16 protein-coding genes are annotated in these 18,687 nt (G+C 39.1%); 8 read left to right on the top strand and 8 right to left on the bottom strand.

Going from position 1 to position 18,687, the window contains the following annotated elements; translation table 11 throughout:
* The first annotated feature begins 13 nt into the window (after nucleotides 1-13).
* Entirely contained in the window at nucleotides 14-1,876 is a 1,863-nt protein-coding gene (gene mnmG, locus AAFF35_RS29255; RefSeq protein ID WP_342329975.1) for a tRNA uridine-5-carboxymethylaminomethyl(34) synthesis enzyme MnmG, read from the top strand.
* Between the two features lie 143 nt (nucleotides 1,877-2,019).
* On the top strand, nucleotides 2,020-3,648 hold the full coding sequence (locus tag AAFF35_RS29250; protein ID WP_342329974.1) for an Ig-like domain-containing domain: 1,629 nt from the start codon (nucleotides 2,020-2,022) through the stop codon (nucleotides 3,646-3,648).
* A gap of 6 nt (nucleotides 3,649-3,654) precedes the next feature.
* Here the strand turns inward: AAFF35_RS29250 and AAFF35_RS29245 are convergent, their stop codons facing one another.
* A complete protein-coding gene (locus tag AAFF35_RS29245; protein WP_342329973.1) occupies nucleotides 3,655-4,164 on the bottom strand; it encodes a gamma carbonic anhydrase family protein in 510 nt (169 codons plus the stop codon).
* Nucleotides 4,165-4,167: 3 nt separating this feature from the next.
* On the bottom strand, nucleotides 4,168-5,754 hold the full coding sequence (nadB, locus tag AAFF35_RS29240) for an L-aspartate oxidase (RefSeq protein ID WP_342329972.1): 1,587 nt from the start codon (nucleotides 5,752-5,754) through the stop codon (nucleotides 4,168-4,170).
* A 400-nt stretch (nucleotides 5,755-6,154) separates the two neighbouring features.
* On the opposite strand from nadB, the gene nadA reads away from it, so the two are divergent.
* Nucleotides 6,155-7,147, top strand: coding sequence for a quinolinate synthase NadA (gene nadA, locus AAFF35_RS29235; RefSeq protein WP_342329971.1), 993 nt, complete (start codon nucleotides 6,155-6,157; stop codon nucleotides 7,145-7,147).
* A gap of 87 nt (nucleotides 7,148-7,234) precedes the next feature.
* Nucleotides 7,235-8,275: a thiamine-phosphate kinase gene (gene thiL, locus AAFF35_RS29230; protein WP_342329970.1), complete on the top strand. Its 1,041-nt coding sequence runs from the start codon at nucleotides 7,235-7,237 to the stop codon at nucleotides 8,273-8,275.
* On the opposite strand, the gene AAFF35_RS29225 is transcribed toward thiL, so the two are convergent.
* Together AAFF35_RS29225 and AAFF35_RS29220 are read right to left on the bottom strand one after the other, a co-directional pair.
* On the bottom strand, nucleotides 8,270-9,592 hold the full coding sequence (locus AAFF35_RS29225; protein WP_342329969.1) for a DNA recombination protein RmuC: 1,323 nt from the start codon (nucleotides 9,590-9,592) through the stop codon (nucleotides 8,270-8,272). The two genes, thiL and AAFF35_RS29225, sit on opposite strands and share 6 nt — an antisense overlap.
* Before the next feature lie 70 nt (nucleotides 9,593-9,662).
* Nucleotides 9,663-10,802, bottom strand: coding sequence for an FAD-binding oxidoreductase (locus AAFF35_RS29220; protein WP_342329968.1), 1,140 nt, complete (start codon nucleotides 10,800-10,802; stop codon nucleotides 9,663-9,665).
* Nucleotides 10,803-10,888: 86 nt separating this feature from the next.
* Here AAFF35_RS29220 and AAFF35_RS29215 point away from each other — a divergent pair, with 86 nt between their 5' ends.
* Nucleotides 10,889-11,584, top strand: coding sequence for a zinc metallopeptidase (locus tag AAFF35_RS29215; protein WP_342329967.1), 696 nt, complete (start codon nucleotides 10,889-10,891; stop codon nucleotides 11,582-11,584).
* On the opposite strand, the gene apaG is transcribed toward AAFF35_RS29215, so the two are convergent.
* Together apaG and dusB are read right to left on the bottom strand one after the other, a co-directional pair.
* Complete coding sequence (apaG, locus tag AAFF35_RS29210; RefSeq protein ID WP_074611427.1) at nucleotides 11,581-11,967, bottom strand: Co2+/Mg2+ efflux protein ApaG; 387 nt, start codon at nucleotides 11,965-11,967, stop codon at nucleotides 11,581-11,583. The two genes, AAFF35_RS29215 and apaG, sit on opposite strands and share 4 nt — an antisense overlap.
* A 33-nt stretch (nucleotides 11,968-12,000) precedes the next feature.
* Nucleotides 12,001-13,008, bottom strand: a complete 1,008-nt coding sequence (gene dusB, locus AAFF35_RS29205; protein ID WP_074611428.1) for a tRNA dihydrouridine synthase DusB — start codon at nucleotides 13,006-13,008, stop codon at nucleotides 12,001-12,003.
* Between the two features lie 53 nt (nucleotides 13,009-13,061).
* Between dusB and AAFF35_RS29200 the strand changes: the two genes are divergently transcribed.
* The 3 genes from AAFF35_RS29200 to AAFF35_RS29190 are packed head-to-tail and all read left to right on the top strand — an operon-like array spanning nucleotide 13,062 to nucleotide 15,003.
* Complete coding sequence (locus tag AAFF35_RS29200; RefSeq protein ID WP_342329966.1) at nucleotides 13,062-13,997, top strand: CPBP family intramembrane glutamic endopeptidase; 936 nt, start codon at nucleotides 13,062-13,064, stop codon at nucleotides 13,995-13,997.
* Complete coding sequence (locus AAFF35_RS29195) at nucleotides 13,969-14,178, top strand: DUF2007 domain-containing protein (protein WP_342329964.1); 210 nt, start codon at nucleotides 13,969-13,971, stop codon at nucleotides 14,176-14,178. Before AAFF35_RS29200 ends, AAFF35_RS29195 begins: the two co-directional genes overlap by 29 nt.
* A gap of 15 nt (nucleotides 14,179-14,193) precedes the next feature.
* Nucleotides 14,194-15,003, top strand: a complete 810-nt coding sequence (locus AAFF35_RS29190) for a phosphatidate cytidylyltransferase (RefSeq protein ID WP_342329963.1) — start codon at nucleotides 14,194-14,196, stop codon at nucleotides 15,001-15,003.
* Between the two features lie 69 nt (nucleotides 15,004-15,072).
* Here AAFF35_RS29190 and AAFF35_RS29185 read toward each other — a convergent pair whose 3' ends face one another.
* Nucleotides 15,073-15,291 carry a DUF3820 family protein gene (locus tag AAFF35_RS29185; RefSeq protein WP_342333387.1) on the bottom strand — a complete coding sequence of 73 codons (219 nt, stop codon included), beginning with the start codon at nucleotides 15,289-15,291 and terminating at the stop codon, nucleotides 15,073-15,075.
* A 5-nt stretch (nucleotides 15,292-15,296) separates the two neighbouring features.
* Nucleotides 15,297-18,647, bottom strand: coding sequence for a transcription-repair coupling factor (gene mfd / locus AAFF35_RS29180; RefSeq protein WP_342329962.1), 3,351 nt, complete (start codon nucleotides 18,645-18,647; stop codon nucleotides 15,297-15,299).
* Between the last annotated feature and the right edge of the window lie 40 nt (nucleotides 18,648-18,687).

Here is an 18,687-nt window from a genome sequence, read left to right as displayed (position 1 = left end):
AAAAACACAGGTAATGTTTAAAGAATATGATGTTATAGTTGTAGGTGCAGGGCATGCCGGATGTGAAGCTGCTGCTGCTGCTGCAAATCTGGGATCCTCGGTTTTGTTGATCACCATGAATATGGAAACCATTGCACAGATGAGTTGCAACCCTGCCATGGGCGGTGTAGCAAAAGGTCAGATTGTAAGAGAAATTGACGCGATGGGCGGATACTCCGGAATCATCAGCGACAAAACCACCTTACAATTCAGGATGCTCAACCTGTCTAAGGGTCCGGCGATGTGGAGCCCAAGAGCACAGAACGACAGAAAAAGATTTGCCGAAGAATGGAGACTTGCATTGGAGCGTACTCCAAATGTAGACTTTTGGCAAGATATGGTGAGTAGCCTTGTGATCAAAAACAATACTGTCGTTGGTGTAAAAACCTCCCTGGGAATTGAGATCAAAGGCAAGTCCGTTGTCCTGACCAATGGCACCTTCTTAAACGGTTTGATCCATATCGGAGAGAAGAAGTTTGGAGGAGGCAGAACTGCAGAAAGAGCTGCCACAGGAATTACAGAACAATTAACCGAACTGGGATTTGAAGCCGGCAGAATGAAAACGGGCACCCCACCCCGCGTAGACGGAAGGTCTCTAAATTATTCTTTAATGGAAGAACAATGGGGTGATGAAAATCCTGGCCGTTTCTCTTATACCAATGTAACCCGGCCAACAGAACAACGGTGTTGCTGGATTACCTATACCAATGCAGAAGTTCACGAAACACTGAAGGAAGGATTTGAAAAATCTCCCATGTTCACTGGAAGGATCAAAGGACTGGGACCAAGATATTGCCCTTCTATTGAAGATAAAATCAATCGCTTTGCAGAACGGGAAAGACACCAGATTTTCGTAGAACCTGAAGGATGGAATACCTGTGAGATCTATGTAAATGGTTTCTCTACCTCACTTCCGGAAGATGTTCAATACAGGGCCTTAACTCAGATCCCCGGATTTGAAAATGCAAAAATGTTCCGTCCTGGATATGCCATAGAATACGATTATTTTCCACCTACCCAGCTTGGATTAACCCTGGAAACAAAATTAATCAGCAATCTGTTCTTTGCTGGGCAAATCAATGGAACAACGGGATACGAAGAGGCTGCTAGTCAGGGCTTTATAGCCGGAATCAATGCCCATCAGAAGGTAAATGAACTCCATGAGCTGATTATGAAACGCTCCGAGTCTTATATTGGGGTATTAATAGATGATCTGGTAACTAAAGGAACAGAAGAGCCTTATCGCATGTTTACTTCAAGAGCAGAGCACAGGCTATTGCTCCGTCAGGATAATGCAGACATCCGTCTCTCCCCTATCGGCCACGAGTTAGGTCTGATCAGTGATGAACGCTTAGACATTGTAAAACAAAAGGTAGCCAACTCAGATGCCATTGTGGCCTTTGCAAAGAAACAAGGCATTGAAATGACAGAGGCAAATCAGAAGCTGGAAGAATTGGGTACAAGTACCCTGAATCAAAATGTAAAAATATTCAGCCTGTTAAGCCGCCCTCAGGTGGGTATTGAAGACATCAGAGAAATCAGTCAAAGCTTCAGAGAATACCTCAGCCCTTTTGATCAGGAAACAGTAGAACAGGCAGAGATCAAAATCAAATACGAAAGCTATTTTGAGAAAGAACAAGAGATTGTAAATAAAATGCAGAAGATGGAAGATAAAGACATCAATCCAAATTTTGATTATTCCCAATTGGTATCTTTATCAAAGGAAGCCAGAGAGAAGTTGCTGAAGATCAAGCCAAGAACTTTAGGGCAGGCATCGAGAATTTCAGGTGTTTCTCCTTCTGATATCTCCGTTTTAATGGTTCATATCAGTAAGTAAAGCATAATATATTGAAAATGAGTCAGTTAATTCGTAATCTTTATCGTTTTAACCTGACTCATTTAAATGAGATATAAGAGAGTTTTAAAAAATTTTAATGCTATCCATTAAAAACAGTAATAAATTAAACACAACGCATATAAATGGCCAAAAATAGCAATGTATCCAACTTCCGGCTTTTTGCATCCCTCCTGCTGCTAACTTCGCTGATTTATAGCTGTGCAAGCATCCAACAACCCCAGGGCGGACCTCGTGATACGACTCCACCGAAGGTTTTAAAAATGGAGCCAAAAAATTTAACGACAAATTTTAAGGCGAAAAAAATTACTATAGAATTCGACGAGTACTTTAAGCTTCAGAATGAGTTCAAAGAGTTTTCAATTTCTCCGGAATTGAAAATTGCGCCAACGCTGAAAACCAAAAAGAAAATACTGGAAATATCCTTCACAGACAGTCTGGAAAAAAATACAACTTATACGCTGAACTTTGGTAAAGCCATTGCCGACATCAATGAAAGCAATGTCCTCAAAAATTTCTCCTATGTGTTTTCAACCGGACCTAAATTAGACTCCCTCAGCATCAAAGGTAAAATTACCAATTCCGCCACCGGCGAACCTGAAATTGAAGCGGTCGCATTTATTCTTCCTATAGAAAGAGATACCATCTTCGGAAAAGCTAAACCTTCTATCTATACGCTTACAGATAGTAGTGGTAATTATAGCCTCAATAATTTAAGAGAAGGCACTTACAGAATCTATGCTTTGAAAGAAAAAGGAGGCGATAAAATCTACCAGCAAAGTACAGATGAAATTGGATTTATAAAAGATTCAATCGTATTAAAGCACAATCTAGACACGGTAAATATGCGGGTTTTCAAGGAAGATGCTAAGGTCTTCAGAATCCTTGACCGACGCATAAATGCAGATGGAAGCATCAGTTTTGCACTCAATCAGAAGCTAAAAAAACCAGAAGTAACCATCGTTGAACCGGCGGCATTGGACGCCACAAAGTTTGCAAAATTCAGTAAAAATAATGACTCCCTGAAAATCTGGCTAACGGATCTCTCTTTTGATTCTACTAAAGTCAGCCTCAAATCAGAGGGCAAATTACTCCAGTCATCAACACTGACAAGAGGAAAAAAGGAAACCTATAACAGGGTATTATCTGCTTCCGACAACCTGGAAGATCGGACTTTAAATCCAAACAAATCTTTGAAACTTACTTTTAATTTTCCTGTCCTAAGTGTCGATGCCAGCAAAATAACATTACTGGAAGACTCTGTAGAAAGAACAAATTTTACAGTCGTTAAAGACAGTTTAGACTTTTTATCCTACCATATAAAATATCCATGGCGCATAAAAAAACCTTACCAAATGAAGTTTGGAGCTGGTGCATTTACCGCCATATTTAATACAAAAAACAAGGAATTTTCAAAAGACTTTAAGCTTGGAAGCAAGGATGATTATGGCAGTCTGATCGTAAAGATCATTCCTCCGGAAAAGGACAAAAGCTATATTGTTGAAATCATTGATGGCAATAAAAACCCAGTAAATACAATGGTGATTACCAAAGATACAACTGCAAAATTTGCAAATTATAAAGCAGGAAAATACTTTATAAGGATCACTTATGACAACAACAAAAATGGAAAATGGGATACCGGAAATGTGTCAGAGGGCCGTCAACCGGAGAAAATTTGGAATGAACCAAAGGAACTCTCGATAAGAGCCCTTTGGGAAAGAAACGAAACAATTACTATTCCTAAAGAATAGCAATACTTATCTGAACCAGTCAGCATACATGATATAATTGTCTGGTAATTTATTTAATAAAGCCCGTTGCTCCTCAGTAATGGGCTTTATTTTTTTAGCAGGAGTTCCCGCATAAATATAGCCGCTTTCGCATTCGGTATTCTCCAATACCACTGCACCGGCAGCGATGATACAATACGGCTCTACAACTGCATTATCCATAATAATAGCCCCCATTCCAACTAAAATATGGTCTTTAAGGGTACAGCCATGAACGATCGCATTATGCCCTACAGAGACCCTATTTCCAATCACAGTGGCTGCTTTTAAATAGGTTGCATGAATCACTGCACCATCCTGAATATTGCTGTCGTCACCAATAGTAATGCTATTTACATCACCTCTGATCACAGCATTAAACCAAACGGAGCAATTTTTTCCCATCACAACATCGCCAACAATAGTGGCATTTGGGGCAATAAAACAATTTTCATCCCATTTGGGATGTTTATCTTTAACTGGTAATATAACTGGCATGATTTAAAAAATTGTATCTGTTAACTGTTCTGAATGCTTAGGATAATCGGTAGTGAAATGCAATCCCCTACTCTCTTTTCTCGCTTTGGCCGACTTAATTACGATGTAAGCAACCTGGATTACATTGCGCAATTCACAGAGTTTTACAGAAACTTTATTGGCTTTATAGAAATCTTCTGTCTCTTCATGCAGCAAAAATAAACGTCTCATAGCACGGTCTAATCTAAAATCGGAACGTACAATTCCAACATAATCACTCATCAATTTTTGCGTTTCTCTCAAATTATGTGTCACCAAAATATCCTCATCTGTCTGTGTTACCCCGTTGGCATCCCAGTCCGGAATGTGATCAGGAATGATGCTATTTTTAAAAGCAACGATTGCATCTTCATAAATACGGTGTGCAAAAACAGGAGCTTCAAGCAGAGAATTTGAAGCCAAACGATTGGCGCCATGCAAACCTGTTGAGGAACATTCCCCGCAAGCGTATAAATTTTTTATGGAAGATCTTCCGTATTCATCTACCAAAATTCCACCACACATATAGTGAGCTGCAGGCGTAACCGGTATTAAATCCTTGGTCATGTCTATACCTATAGATAGACACTTGGCATAAATGTTCGGGAAATGGGCTAAAATATCGCTCTTTTTTCGATTGGTAATGTCCAGATAAACGAAGTCTTCACCTGATTTTTTCATCTCAGAATCGATCGCTCTTGCTACAATATCCCGAGGTGCAAGCGAGCCACGCTTGTCATATTCGTACATAAATTCATCTCCGTTTTTCCTTCTCAATACCCCTCCAAAACCTCGGACTGCTTCCGAAATCAGAAAGGCTGGATACTCTCCAGGGTTGTATAAAGCGGTTGGATGAAACTGAATAAATTCCATATTCCTCACTTTTCCTTTGGCGCGATACACCATCGCCATTCCATCGCCTGTTGCAATTATAGGGTTTGTTGTACTACTATATACATGTCCTGCTCCACCCGAGGCCATGATAGTCACATTAGCTAAGATCTTTTCCACATCGTTAAGCTCTGTGTTAAAGGCATATATACCGTAACAGTGGATATCTTCAGAACTCTTATCCACATGCTCCCCCAAATGATGCTGAGTAATCAACTCCAAACAGAAGTAATGTGTTAATATCTCTATGTTTTCATTCTCATGAATCTGCTTCAATAACACACTCTCTATCTCATAACCTGTGACATCTTTATAGTGTAAAACGCGGTGTTCTGAGTGCCCTCCCTCCTTCGCCAGGTCATAAACGCCGGTCTGATCTTTGTCAAAATTAATCCCGTAATCAATGATTTCCTGGATCCTTTGAGGCCCTTCTTTTACCACAATTTCTACTATCTCTCTGTCACACAGCCCATCTCCTGCAATTAATGTATCTTCGATATGTTTTTCAAACGAATCATCTTTATCCACAACGACAGCTACACCGCCTTGCGCATATTTTGTATTTGACTCATCCTCGTTTGATTTTGTAACAATTAATACCTTACCATGCTGAGCTGCTTTTAATGCAAAGCTTAAACCCGCTATACCCGACCCTATTACTAAAAAATCTACTTTTCTCATTGAATTAAAGCTATTTCCGTTACTTTGTTAACAACGTTGATATAATTGTTAATTTCTTGTCTAAACATTTAGAACAAATAATTTTGAATGTTTAAATCTAAGCTAAAAAGGCAATTTGCCACAATATTTTAAGTTATTTTTGAGCAACTTTGCATAGTTTATTAACTTTTTACACACACATTAAGAATAAACATATTCGTATGGATAAGTTTTGGACTGAAAAAATATAATGCTGTAAATCAGTAGCTTTTTATCAAAAAAAAGTCACCTAAATGTGGATAACTTATGAATAACTCAAATAATCGACTAAAAAAAAGTTTTTTACAAACGTTATTAACACACTAATAAACAATAGAAATCTATTTATATTAAATAATTATAATTTATTGAACTGTTGAAAATGGATACCTTAGAGGAATTAAATCGAAAAGGTTTTGTGGATGAAAAGATCGATCCGACACTTGATCTTTTCCTGGAAATCGAAAAATTAAAAAAGGAAAAAAACGCAATTGTACTTGCGCATTACTATCAAGACCCTGATATTCAGGATATTGCAGATTATATTGGGGATAGTTTGGGCCTATCACAAGAAGCTGCAAGAACTGACGCTGAGGTGATTGTGTTTGCTGGAGTACATTTTATGGCAGAGACGGCGAAAATTCTTTCTCCTGATAAAAAAGTGTTGCTTCCGGACTTGAAAGCCGGGTGTTCTCTGGCAGATAGTTGTCCGCCACATTTGTTCAGGAAATTTAAAGAAAAATATCCTGATCATGTAGTGATCACCTATGTGAATTGTACTGCTGAACTGAAGGCTTTGAGCGACATTGTTTGTACCTCTACGAATGCGGTACAGATTGTAGAAAGTCTTCCAAAGGACACCAAGATTATTTTTGGTCCTGATAAAAATTTAGGTGCCTGGGTGGCCAAAAAAACAGGTAGAGATTTGGTGCTTTGGAATGGTGCCTGTATGGTTCACGAGATTTTTTCAAGAGAAAAGATTACAAAATTGAAAGAACGTCATCCAAATGCGAAGTTTATTGCCCATCCGGAATGTGAAGAAGCAGTACTGCAAATGGCAGATTATATTGGATCAACGACTGGATTACTGAAATATAGCATCAATAGCGACGCACAAGAGTTTATTGTGGCTACTGAAAGTGGGATCATTCACCAGATGGAGAAGGCAAATCCTACGAAAACCTTTATTCCAGCACCACCGAATAATAGTTGTGCCTGTAATGAGTGCCCATATATGAAAAGAAATACACTGGAGAAATTGTATTTATGTTTAAAAAATGGTTCTCCTGAAGTGACAGTTCCTGCTGACATTATTGTTCAGGCAAGAAAACCAATTGAAAGAATGCTGGAAATTTCAGCTGCATTGGGTTTGTAATCTTTCTCTATTGATGCCAGCTCCTCCTGGCAGTAAAAATGAGAGAGAAAAATATAAAATAATTAAAAGGTAAGAAGAGACAAGATTATGTTTGAGAATAAAGAGCGTACCGATATTGCGGAACTTGGAGAATTTGGTCTGATAAAACATCTGACAGAGGGTTTCAAAATCAGGCATGAAAGTAGTATAAAAGGGGTTGGAGACGATGCTGCAGTCTTGAATTTTAAAGATAAAGAGGTATTAATTTCTACAGATTTATTATTGGAAGGCATCCATTTTGACTTGGCTTATGTGCCTTTAATGCATTTGGGTTTTAAGGCAGTCCAGGTAAATTTGAGTGACATCTATGCCATGAACGGTATTGCTACTCAAATCACAGTTTCTATAGGTATTTCAAGTAAATTTCCCCTGGAAGCTGTGGAAGAAATTTATAAAGGAATTGATCTGGCCTGCAACAAATTTAATATCGATCTGATTGGAGGAGATACTTCTTCAAGTAAACAGGGATTAGTGATTAGCGTGACCAGTATTGGTTATGCCGAAAAGAAAGATGTTGTTTACAGAAATGGTGCTCAGGAAGGTGATCTTTTATGTGTTTCCGGTGATTTAGGTGGTGCTTATGTGGGATTACAGATTTTAGAAAGAGAAAAACAGATCTTTTTGGAAAACCCTAATATTCAGCCAGATCTGGAAGGTAAGGATTATATTATCGAGCGTCAGCTGAAGCCGGAAGGCAGAAGAGATATCGTTGATTTGCTTGCTCAGATGGAAATTGTTCCGACTTCGATGATTGACGTTTCAGATGGTTTGGCTTCTGAAATTATGCACATTTGTCAGCAGTCAGAAAAAGGATGTACCATTTATGAGGAGAAAATTCCAATTGACCCAATGACTTACGAGACTGCTCGTGAGCTGGGCTTAGATCCGACAGTTTGCGCCTTAAACGGTGGTGAAGATTATGAATTGCTGTTTACCATTAAACAAGACGATTATACTAAATTGAAAAATGATGTGGACATTAGCATTATAGGACACATTACTGATAAGAATTCCGGTTGTAAAATGATTTCAAAATCCAGTGTTGTTCACGAACTGAAAGCACAGGGATGGAATGCTTTTAAACTATAGGTTGTCTTCTTCAGCCAATAAAGGATCTAAAAATTTGGTGTCAATTTGCTTAGTTGCTTTGGCACCTAATTTTTTGATCTTTTCAGAAGTACTGGAAAGATTTCCTGTTCCGGTAGAAAGCTTGTTTAACGCTTTATCATAAGCATCCTGGCTTTGTCTGATGTTTCTTCCAATGCTCTCCATATCGGTTAAAAAGCCAACAAACTTATCATACATACTTCCGCTTAAACGCGCAATTTCCAATACGTTTCTATTTTGTCTTTCCTGTTTCCAGATGCTGGCAATGGTTCTTAAAGTAGCCAGTAAGGTAGAAGGACTTACGATGACTACTTTTCTATCCCAGGCATAATTGAAAAGTTCTGCATCCTGCTGAACAGCAATGCCAAAAGAAGATTCAATAGGAATGAAAAGCAATACAAAATCAGGAGAATTTATTTCGTTCAGCTCGTGATAATTTTTTCCGGAAAGACCTTGAATGTGATTTTTAATAGAGATGATGTGTTGTTTTATATAAGTATCTCTGTCCTCGTCAGTCTCTGCGGCAACAAGTCTTTCGTAAGCAACCAAAGAGACCTTAGCATCAACGATCACATGTTTATCATCCGGAAGGTCAATAATCACATCCGGCTGCATCCTGCCCCCGTCTGAAGAGCTCAGACTAGTTTGTATCCGATACTCCCTGTCTTTAATTAATCCGGAGCGTTCGAGTACACGTTCCAAAATTACTTCGCCCCAGTTTCCTTGTTTTTTTGAATCCCCTTTAAGTGCTTTAGTCAGGTTGTTTGCATCTTCCTGAATCTGCTTGCTTTGGTTCATTAACTGGGAAATTACGCCTTTCAGTACATTTCGTTCGTCTGATTCTGACTTATAAACTTTGTCTACTTTTTCTTCAAAAGCTTTAATATTTTCTTTTAACGGATTTAAGATCATGTCCAGGTTGGTCCGGTTTTGTTCCGTAAACCTTGCCGTTTTTTCATCCAGGACTTTATTGGCAATGTTCTCAAATTCCAGCTTGAAACGTTGTTGTAATTCAGCAATATATTTTTCCTGTTCGGCTTGTTTTTCCCGCTGTGCGGTCAGGGTTTCTTCTGATTTAATGACTTTACTTCTTTCCAGCAGAAAACTATTGCGGAGATCGTTCAGCTCATCTTCCAATCTTAATTTTTCTTCCTTCAGCCAGTTTAAAGATTTCTGGTGTTCTTCCTCTTTTAAATCCAACAGGGCAATGTGGTTGTCATTTGCTACCGGCTTTTTTAAAAATAGAATAATTAGTGTTACTAAAATTATGATCAATAATATGACTATTGCTACTTCCATACTAATATTTTTATCAAAAGTCTAAAAATAAAAATGATCTTGCAAGAAGACATCGTAAATAATCTGGATTTTATAGAAAAGGTAGAATCAGGTTGGCTGCATCTTCACCTGTTTGTGTTCCCATGGCGATGCCCATACCATTGCATCTTACTGCACAAAAAACACCCGGACGAACGGATTTTACGATCGGATAGAGGTCATGACCGAAAGCCATGATGCCGCTCCAGGTTTGTTCAATTTCAAATGGGGTATCCGGTAAAATTACTTCTTTTAGTAATGTTTTTAATGCGTTCTGGATCAATTGAGTACTTCCAAAAACGGCCGTTTCTTCTCCTTTAATATCGAGGTTGCGACCACCACCAAGTAGGATTCTGTGGTCTATATTTCTAAAATAATAGTAACCTTTATCGTAGTGGAAAGTCCCCTTTATTTTTAAATCCGGGATCGGTTGTGTCAGGATGACCTGGCCGCGGCCGGGAACAACATCCAAATCAGGAATGAGGTCTTTTATAAAAGCATTTGTACTTAGCAGCACCTGTCTGGCTTTAAAATTTCCATGGTTGCTGACTAATACCTGGTAATTCTTCTCCTCCTGAAGCTGCCCTACTTCACAGTTGTTGTAGATCATTATACCTTCAGCCGCTGCCTTTTGGATTAATACTTTCATCATTTTTCCGGTATCTATCTGAGCTTCCAATTTGTTTTCGATCAACAGCGCAGTATCACGGAAACCAAAAGCAGCGATTTTTGTACTTGAGGTTTTGAAAGCATCTTCCTGACCAACAATGTCTTTAATGAGTTCATTAAAGTGGCTGATTTTGGCTACACAAAGTTCGGCTAGCTGATGATCTGCTTTCTTAAATAATTCATATCCGCCATAATTATGATAAGAAATTGACTCATCTCCGAGTAATTTTCGAAGTTTTAAAAGTCCTTTCCATCGTCTTTCTATCAGTTGATAAAGTAAGGCTGTACCTCCGCCTTTTTCCTGCTCCATCAATTCCGAGATACTGCCAAAACAAGCAAATCCTGCATTCTTTGTACTGGCACCAGATGGGAGGAATCCCCTTTCAAGGATGGCTACACTTGCTTTTGGATTTTTAGATTTTATTGCAATTGCGGCATTTAAGCCAACAATTCCACTGCCTACTATGATGACATCATAAGTAAAAAAATGCTGTTTTTCCCAATAAGATATAGCTGTTTTCATCATCTAAATTTATCATTATTTTTTTTGGTCAGGCAAATTAGGCGCGCTTTTTGATTTGAATAGTTTGAAAAACATACACTACGGAAATGGGAACTTATTTATTTTTAATAGTCCCGATATTACTTATTAGCATGTTCGTGCAATGGAAGTTTAGAAATAAGTTTTCAAAGTATACTGAAATGCACTTGAGTTCGGGATTTTCAGGGAAAGAAGTGGCGGAAAAAATGCTGCATGATAGCGGTATCTATGATGTGAGGGTGATGAGTACTGATGGTCAACTCTCTGATCATTACAACCCGGAAGATAAAACAGTAAACTTAAGTACAGATGTTTACCATGGGAGAAGTGTTGCCGCTGCTGCTGTGGCTGCACATGAATGTGGACATGCGGTTCAGCAGTCGAAATCTTACCATTGGTTGCAACTGCGAACAAATATGGTTCCTGTGGTTAGCATTTCTTCTACTTTATTACAATGGGTATTGATTATAGGCGTATTGCTGATTGGATTCACAGGAAATCCTGTCGTATTGAGCATTGGCGTAGCTGGTCTGGCCTTACTTACCTTATTTAGTGTAATTGCCTTGCCTGTAGAATTTGATGCCAGCAGAAGGGCGCTAATCTGGTTAAGAAACAATAATGCAGTGATGCATACTGTAGAAGAAAACAAACAGGCCAAGGATGCGCTATGGTGGGCAGCAATGACCTATGTAGTTGCTGCTTTAGGTTCGTTGGCCAATCTGATCTATTATGCTTCGATGTTGTTCGGAAGAAATAAATATTAATTGAGCCTGTAAGGCACAATCAGGTTAAATTCAGGAATATCTACCGTGAAATCAGTACTGTCTATCATACGGTGCATCAGGTAATTTCCGCTCATTGCTCCCATATCTGTACTCAAATGACATCCGGAAACATAAGTATGACTTCCTCCGGGTTCCATTACAGGTTGAAGACCTACCACACCCTCTCCTTCTACTTCTCTCTCTGTACCGTTAGAATCAAAAATAAACCATTGACGTCTCATCAGCTGTATAGAATAGTCTGATAGATTTTCAATCGTAATGCGGTAAGCAAACATAAAATGCTCATTAGCAGGATTGGAATATTCATCCTGATACATGGTTTCTACTGATATTTTGATCCCTTGTGTGATTGCTGTTACCATTTTTAACTTTATTTAGGAAATGTTTTTCAAAAATCAAGCCATTTCCCCATCGGGATAAATGTGCTGATATTTATCTGCCACTTCGTCTAATATACTGTGAATAATTTCAATGTTATCTTCTTTTACTAATAACATTCTATAATGCTTAAAATCAGGAAGTCCTTTAAAGTAATTTGCATAATGACGTCTCATTTCAAATACACCTACTTTAGGTCCTTTCCAGGCAATTGATTTCTCAAAATGTGTCCGGCATACCGTAACACGTTCTTCTACAGTTGGTCCTGCCAGGATTTCACCGGTATTGAAAAAGTGTCTGATCTCCCTAAATATCCATGGATAACCAATGGCAGCTCTTCCGATCATAATTCCATCTACTTCATATTCTAAGCGCCAATCTGCTGCCTTTTGAATGCTGTCGACATCTCCATTTCCGAAAATAGGAATTTTTATCCTTGGATTTCTTTTGATTTCGCGAATCAAAGTCCAGTCCGCTGCTCCTTTATACAATTGTGCCCGGGTTCTGCCATGAATGGTCAATGCCTGAATTCCGATATCCTGTAAACGTTCTGCTACTTCTTCGACATTTTTAGTGGTATCATCCCAGCCCAGGCGGGTTTTAACGGTAACAGGTAAATGTGTTGCTTTAACCACCGCTTCGGTCATTTTTACCATTTTATCGATGTCCTGTAGCAGTGCTGATCCTGCACCCCGACAAGCAACATTCTTAACAGGACAACCGTAATTGATGTCCATGAGGTCAGGACCAGCCATCGTAGCGATTTCTGTCGCTTCGCGCATATGATCAATCTCACTCCCAAAGATCTGAATACCTATCGGGCGTTCATACTCAAAAATATCCAGTTTAGCCCTGCTTTTTGCCGCATCCCGGATTAATCCCTCAGAAGAGATAAACTCAGTATACATCATATCTACCCCGCTTTGTTTACAAACAAAACGGAACGGTGGATCACTTACATCTTCCATCGGTGCAAGCAATAAAGGGAAAGCTCCCAGATCAATATTTCCTATCTTTACAGACATTTTTCTATCTTCAAACCAAAATTCAAAGGACAAAGGTACAAATATTACAAATAATGAATTTGAAAGAAAGCGAAAGCGCCGAAAAAAGTCCTTACTTACAATTACTTAGCCTGTGTATATATGCGATTGCAGGAGTATTTATTACTTTAATACTTAGCTTGCTGGCTTTTTATTTTATGTATGGTGAATTTATGAATTACAATTGGTTGGAGGTTGATAATCCAAACTTTGTAATGGTCAATAGGGTCCTGATCTCCCTACAGCAAATGGGATTATTCCTGGTTCCTGCTCTATTTTTAGCCTTGGGAGAGAGGAAAAAAATGACTGTTTTCTATAATTTCAGATCCCCAAAATTGACATTATTATTGCTAACCATAGCGTTGATGGCAGCCTCTATGCCATTAATGGAGTTTAGTATGCAGTTAAACCAGAAAATGGCATTGCCAGAATTCCTGAAATCTATAGAAGAATGGATGAAAAGCAAGGAAGATGGGGCAATGGCGACTACTGAAGCGCTTTTAAAGATGGATCACATCGGCACCTACCTGCTTAATATCATTTTGATTGGTATTTTGCCTGCTGTCTGTGAAGAGCTGATGTTCAGAGGGGCAATACAAAGATCATTGGGAAGAATATTTAGTAATCCCCATGTTGCCATCTGGCTTTCTGCATTTGTTTTTAGTGCCATACATCTTCAGTTTTATGGATTTTTACCCCGCTTTTTATTGGGTGCGGGCTTTGGATACATTTATTTATGGACCAGAAGCCTTTGGTATTCCATTTTTGCTCATTTTTTAAATAATGCTTATGCTGTAACCGCAGCATGGTATATGCAAAAAAACAATATACCTTTGTCGGAGTCAGATAAAACAGCCCATTTTCAATGGTATGGTTATGTCATTAGTGTGGTTTTAACCGTTCTGCTATTTAAATTTTTAAAAAATAAAACATTAAAAGCCGATGGAGAGCAATTGGATAAAGGTATTTAGCACCGAAGATGCTTATACTGCAGAAATACTGAAACAAGGATTAATTGAGAGTGATATTGCAGCGGTAGTGATGAACCAGCGGGACTCTTCTTACCAAACTTTTGGAATAGTTCATATTTTAGTACATCCTGATAATTTGGAAAAAGCGGAAGCTTATATCAAGGAAAATAATATCGCATAAAAATACCTTACCTCCATGAAGACCAGAGCAATTACCGCTTTCTTTTTTACTATTGTGATGTTAGGCTCTATGTTTCTGGGACCTTATGTCTTTTCTATATTTTATCTGCTGCTGAGCCTGGGTGCTTTGCTGGAGTTCTTTAAACTGATTAAAACGGCAGGAATCCGGCCACACAGAAACATTGCATTGATTGCGGCAACATTGATCTTTCTAATGACTGCAGGATATCATTTTTTGCAGTTTGAAACTAAATTTCTACTGCTTTTAGTGCCGCTGATCTTTTCCGTATTTATCAGTGAATTGTATAAGAAAGAGACGATCCCATTTGCAAATATCTCCTATACTTTTGTAGGGTTTATGTATGTGACAGTGCCCTTTTGTTTCTTTTATTCCCTGGGATTTATAGGACATAGTGCCGAATATAGTTTTCATTTGCCGCTCTCTTTTATGCTGATGCTTTGGGCTAATGATACCGGAGCTTATCTTTTTGGCTCTAAGTTTGGAAAAACACGCTTATTTGAACGCCATTCTCCTAAAAAATCATGGGAAGGCTTTTTTGGAGGGATGTTTACCAGCCTGGTCGTTGCTTATGTATTGTCTTTGTTTTTTACGGAACTTCCTGTATGGGCATGGGGAGGAATGGCCATCTTGATTTCCAGTTTTGGAACATTAGGGGATTTGGTAGAATCTATGCTTAAACGCAGCCTTAATGCAAAAGATTCGGGAAATATATTGCCAGGGCATGGAGGTTTTCTTGACCGATTTGACGGTCTGCTAATTGCTGCACCTGTGGTGTATGCTTATCTGTATCTGATTTTGTACTAAGAATAAAAGCACTAATTTTTATTGAAGAGCAGCTAAAAAACAATAAAAATGGGCAGGGATTTTATGTCTTTAATGAGATTTTTTTCTTAGCGGTTGGAGCAGGTATTCCAGCCCATTTAGCTTAATTTCATATAAAGTAGCGATCATTTCTCCCAATTTGCCTGGAGGAAAGCCTTTATTATGAAACCAAACCAGGTAGGACTCGGGAAGGTCGCAAATGATCCTGCCTTTATACTTGCCAAATGGCATTTGCATGGTGACAAGATCATTTAATATTTGAGGATTCATCATCTTTAATTGTTTATTTTAGCCACCATACCCAACATCTCCACTGCTTCATCTACGGTGTTCAGATTTTCAAAAGCAATACGCAGAGAGTTTTTTACCTCTTTTAAATTGCAGATCCTGGGATGCATTTGCGCAAAGTGCAAAATTTGATTGAACATCGTAGAATCAAAAAATGCGGATTGTTTATCGGCAATAAAGTACCCCCTCAATACCCCTTTCTTGAAGCTTAGTTTTTCAAAAGCTAATTTCCTGGCAACCCATTGTAAGCGAAGGACGTTTAACATGGTTTTTACAGGTTTGGGAACAGGTCCAAAACGGTCTTTTAAAGCACTTTCAAAGGTTTTTAACTGTTCTTCATTTTCCAGCTTGGAGAGTTCTGTATAGAGGTTGTATCGCTCAGTAATGTTCGTGACATAATCATCAGGTATAAACAATTCAAGATCGGTGTCTACCTGAGTGAAAGTAACAAAAGGGCGGATGGGTTCATTTTTGAATAAATCCTTGAATTCATCTTCTTTCAGCTCCTGAATGGCTTCGTCAAGTATTTTATGATACATCTCGAAACCTATTTCGGCAATGAAGCCACTTTGCTCAGCTCCTAAGAGGTTTCCACTCCCCCGGATGTCTAAGTCCCTCATCGCAATGTTAAAGCCGCTCCCAAGGTCTGAAAACTCTTCTATCGCACTAAGCCTTTTTCTGGCCTCAGAAGTAAGGGTGGATAGTGGAGGGCTTAACAGATAACAGAAAGCCTTTTTGTTGGAGCGTCCTACCCTACCACGCATCTGGTGCAGGTCACTCAGTCCAAACATATGGGCATGGTTGATGATGATAGTATTGGCATTGGGAATGTCCAGCCCTGCCTCAATAATGGTTGTGGCTACAAGAACATCTTTTTCTCCATTGATAAAGTCCAGCATGACATCTTCGAGCGCATCTCCATCAAGTTGGCCGTGGGCAATGCCTATGCGTGCTTTGGGAACTAATCGTTGTATCAGTCCGCCGAGCTGCGGTAAATCATTTACCCGGTTGTGGATAAAAAATACCTGTCCACCTCTATCCAGCTCAAATTGTACCGCTTCCTGGATTAGTTTGTCATTAAAGACATGAAGTTCGGTATTTACTGCCTGCCTGTTGGGAGGTGGTGTGCTCATGATGGAAAGATCCCTTGCGCCCATCAGGGAGAAGTGCAACGTTCTTGGAATCGGAGTTGCTGTTAAGGTCAGTGTATCGACATTTGCCCTCAATACCCTCAGCTTCTCTTTGGAGGTTACACCAAATTTTTGTTCTTCATCAATGATCATAATACCAAGATCCTTGAATTTGACATCTTTGCTCAGGAGGCGATGGGTGCCAATGATAATGTCAACCTTTCCTTCTGCAAGTAAAGCGAGCGTATCTTTGATCTGTTTATTGGTTTTGAACCTGTTGATGTAATCGACATTGCAGGGAAACTCTTTTAAACGGCCTGAAAAGGTCTTAAAATGTTGTAGGGCAAGAATGGTGGTGGGAACAAGAATCGCAGCTTGTTTTCCGTTGGCAACAGCTTTAAATGCAGCCCGGATAGCAATCTCTGTTTTTCCAAACCCAACGTCTCCGCAAACGAGTCTGTCCATTGGATGAGGTGCCTCCATGTCCCTTTTAACATCCATGGTTGCTTTTTCCTGATCCGGGGTATCTTCGTAAATGAAGGAGGCTTCCAGTTCTGTTTCCAGGTAACCATCCGGATCAAATGCCGTTCCTACCTGAGTTTTCCGTAAAGCATAGAGCTTAATCAGGTCCCGGGCGATGTCTTTAACTTTTTTTTTAGTGGTTTTCTTTAGCTTATCCCAGGCTTCAGTACCCAGCTTATTCATTTTGGGTGGAGTTCCCTCCTTTCCACTATATTTTGCAATGCGGTTCAGAGAGTTGATATTTACGTATAAAAGGTCATTATCTGCATAAACCAGACGGATCATTTCCTGAGTTTTTCCATTCACTTCTACCTTTTCCAGACCCGCATATTTTCCGATTCCATGGTCAATATGGGTCACAAAATCTCCGGGTTTAAGGTCTCTTAGTTCCTTTAAAGTAATGGCTTGACTTCGTTGGTATCCTCTTTTTAGTTTGTACTTATAAAAACGGTCGAAAATCTGATGATCCGTATAAAAAGCTGCTTGTTGCTGTGCGTCTAGAAAACCTTCTCTCAGCGGAATGTTAACCGGAGTAAATTTTGCTGTTTTATCGATATCTTCCAGAATGGCGTACAGTCGCTCAGTTTGTTTTGCTGAGGAGCTGAAAATATAATTGTGGATGCCCTGTTTCTCGTTTTCTTTTAAATTATGAATGAGCAGGCTGAAATCCTTGTTAAAGGATGGCTGAGGTTTGGTTTCGAAAGAAAAAACATAATCCGTTTTATAGAAAAACTGTTTTCCAAATTCTACAAGTGCAAAATCGTGGACCATATCTGCCAACATTTTCTCATCTGTAAAGGCAAATTTAGGATCTATCCAATCCTGGTTTTCCTGTTTTTCTTTTGCCGGAAGTGCCCTCCAAAGTTCTATCGCTTTTTTATAACCGGCTTTGACGATGTCGAAGCAGGATTCTACATCTTTAAACCAAAGCTGGGTATCTTTTTCAATATAATCCAGCAGATTGATATTGCTTTCTGTCAGGTATTTTGATTGCACATTAGGGATGATGGTCAGGTTTTTTACATCTTCAACAGAAAGCTGGCTTTCAATTTCGAAGGTTCGGATACTTTCTACAATGTCTCCGAAAAACTCTATCCGGTATGGGAGGTCGTGGGAGAAAGAGAAAATGTCGACAATTCCCCCTCTGATAGAAAACTGACCAGGTTCGTAAACAAATTCCGTACGCTCAAAGGCATAATCGATCAGAAATTCATTGATGAAGTCAATTCCTAGTTTTGCATTAATGCCAATTTCCAGGGTGTTTTTTTCCAACATGCTCCTGTTGATGACCTTCTCTGCCAGGGCTTCAGGATAGGTGACCACAATCTTTCCATATTCTGAATTGTGGTTCAGCTCATTTAGTACTTCAGCTCTTGCAAGCACATTAGCCGTGTCTACCTGCGTAAATTCAAAGGCTTTCCGGAAGGAAGAAGGGAAAAGTAAGACCTCTTTATCGAGGATACTTTCCAGATCAGCCATAAAATAGGAGGCCTCTTCCCGATCCGGGAGAATAAATAATTGAGGTTTGTGCAACAGGAAATAAGTAGCTATGGCAATTGTTGCATCAGCAGAACCAACTAAACCTTTTAGTTGAAGTTTGTTACCTTTGCCCGCATTAAGGGCTTTTGCTAATGCGACAATGCGCTCATCTGTTTTGTAGTTGTTAATCAGGTCGCGGATGTTCACTATGCAAAGGTAAGATTTATGATGAGCATAAATGTAACAA

The sequence above is a fragment of the Pedobacter sp. FW305-3-2-15-E-R2A2 genome (assembly GCF_038446955.1).
Classification (GTDB): domain Bacteria; phylum Bacteroidota; class Bacteroidia; order Sphingobacteriales; family Sphingobacteriaceae; genus Pedobacter.
The sequence above is the reverse complement of the archived record's forward strand: the minus strand, read 5'-3'. Positions and strand labels throughout refer to the sequence as shown.

Coding starts and splice junctions, on each gene's coding strand:
- mnmG (WP_342329975.1), top strand. CDS start 14: ATGTTTAAAGAATATGATGTTATAGTTGTAGGTGCAGGGCATGCCGGA.
- AAFF35_RS29250 (WP_342329974.1), top strand. CDS start 2,020: ATGGCCAAAAATAGCAATGTATCCAACTTCCGGCTTTTTGCATCCCTC.
- AAFF35_RS29245 (WP_342329973.1), bottom strand. CDS start 4,164: ATGCCAGTTATATTACCAGTTAAAGATAAACATCCCAAATGGGATGAA.
- nadB (WP_342329972.1), bottom strand. CDS start 5,754: ATGAGAAAAGTAGATTTTTTAGTAATAGGGTCGGGTATAGCGGGTTTA.
- nadA (WP_342329971.1), top strand. CDS start 6,155: ATGGATACCTTAGAGGAATTAAATCGAAAAGGTTTTGTGGATGAAAAG.
- thiL (WP_342329970.1), top strand. CDS start 7,235: ATGTTTGAGAATAAAGAGCGTACCGATATTGCGGAACTTGGAGAATTT.
- AAFF35_RS29225 (WP_342329969.1), bottom strand. CDS start 9,592: ATGGAAGTAGCAATAGTCATATTATTGATCATAATTTTAGTAACACTA.
- AAFF35_RS29220 (WP_342329968.1), bottom strand. CDS start 10,802: ATGAAAACAGCTATATCTTATTGGGAAAAACAGCATTTTTTTACTTAT.
- AAFF35_RS29215 (WP_342329967.1), top strand. CDS start 10,889: ATGGGAACTTATTTATTTTTAATAGTCCCGATATTACTTATTAGCATG.
- apaG (WP_074611427.1), bottom strand. CDS start 11,967: ATGGTAACAGCAATCACACAAGGGATCAAAATATCAGTAGAAACCATG.
- dusB (WP_074611428.1), bottom strand. CDS start 13,008: ATGTCTGTAAAGATAGGAAATATTGATCTGGGAGCTTTCCCTTTATTG.
- AAFF35_RS29200 (WP_342329966.1), top strand. CDS start 13,062: ATGAATTTGAAAGAAAGCGAAAGCGCCGAAAAAAGTCCTTACTTACAA.
- AAFF35_RS29195 (WP_342329964.1), top strand. CDS start 13,969: ATGGAGAGCAATTGGATAAAGGTATTTAGCACCGAAGATGCTTATACT.
- AAFF35_RS29190 (WP_342329963.1), top strand. CDS start 14,194: ATGAAGACCAGAGCAATTACCGCTTTCTTTTTTACTATTGTGATGTTA.
- AAFF35_RS29185 (WP_342333387.1), bottom strand. CDS start 15,291: ATGAATCCTCAAATATTAAATGATCTTGTCACCATGCAAATGCCATTT.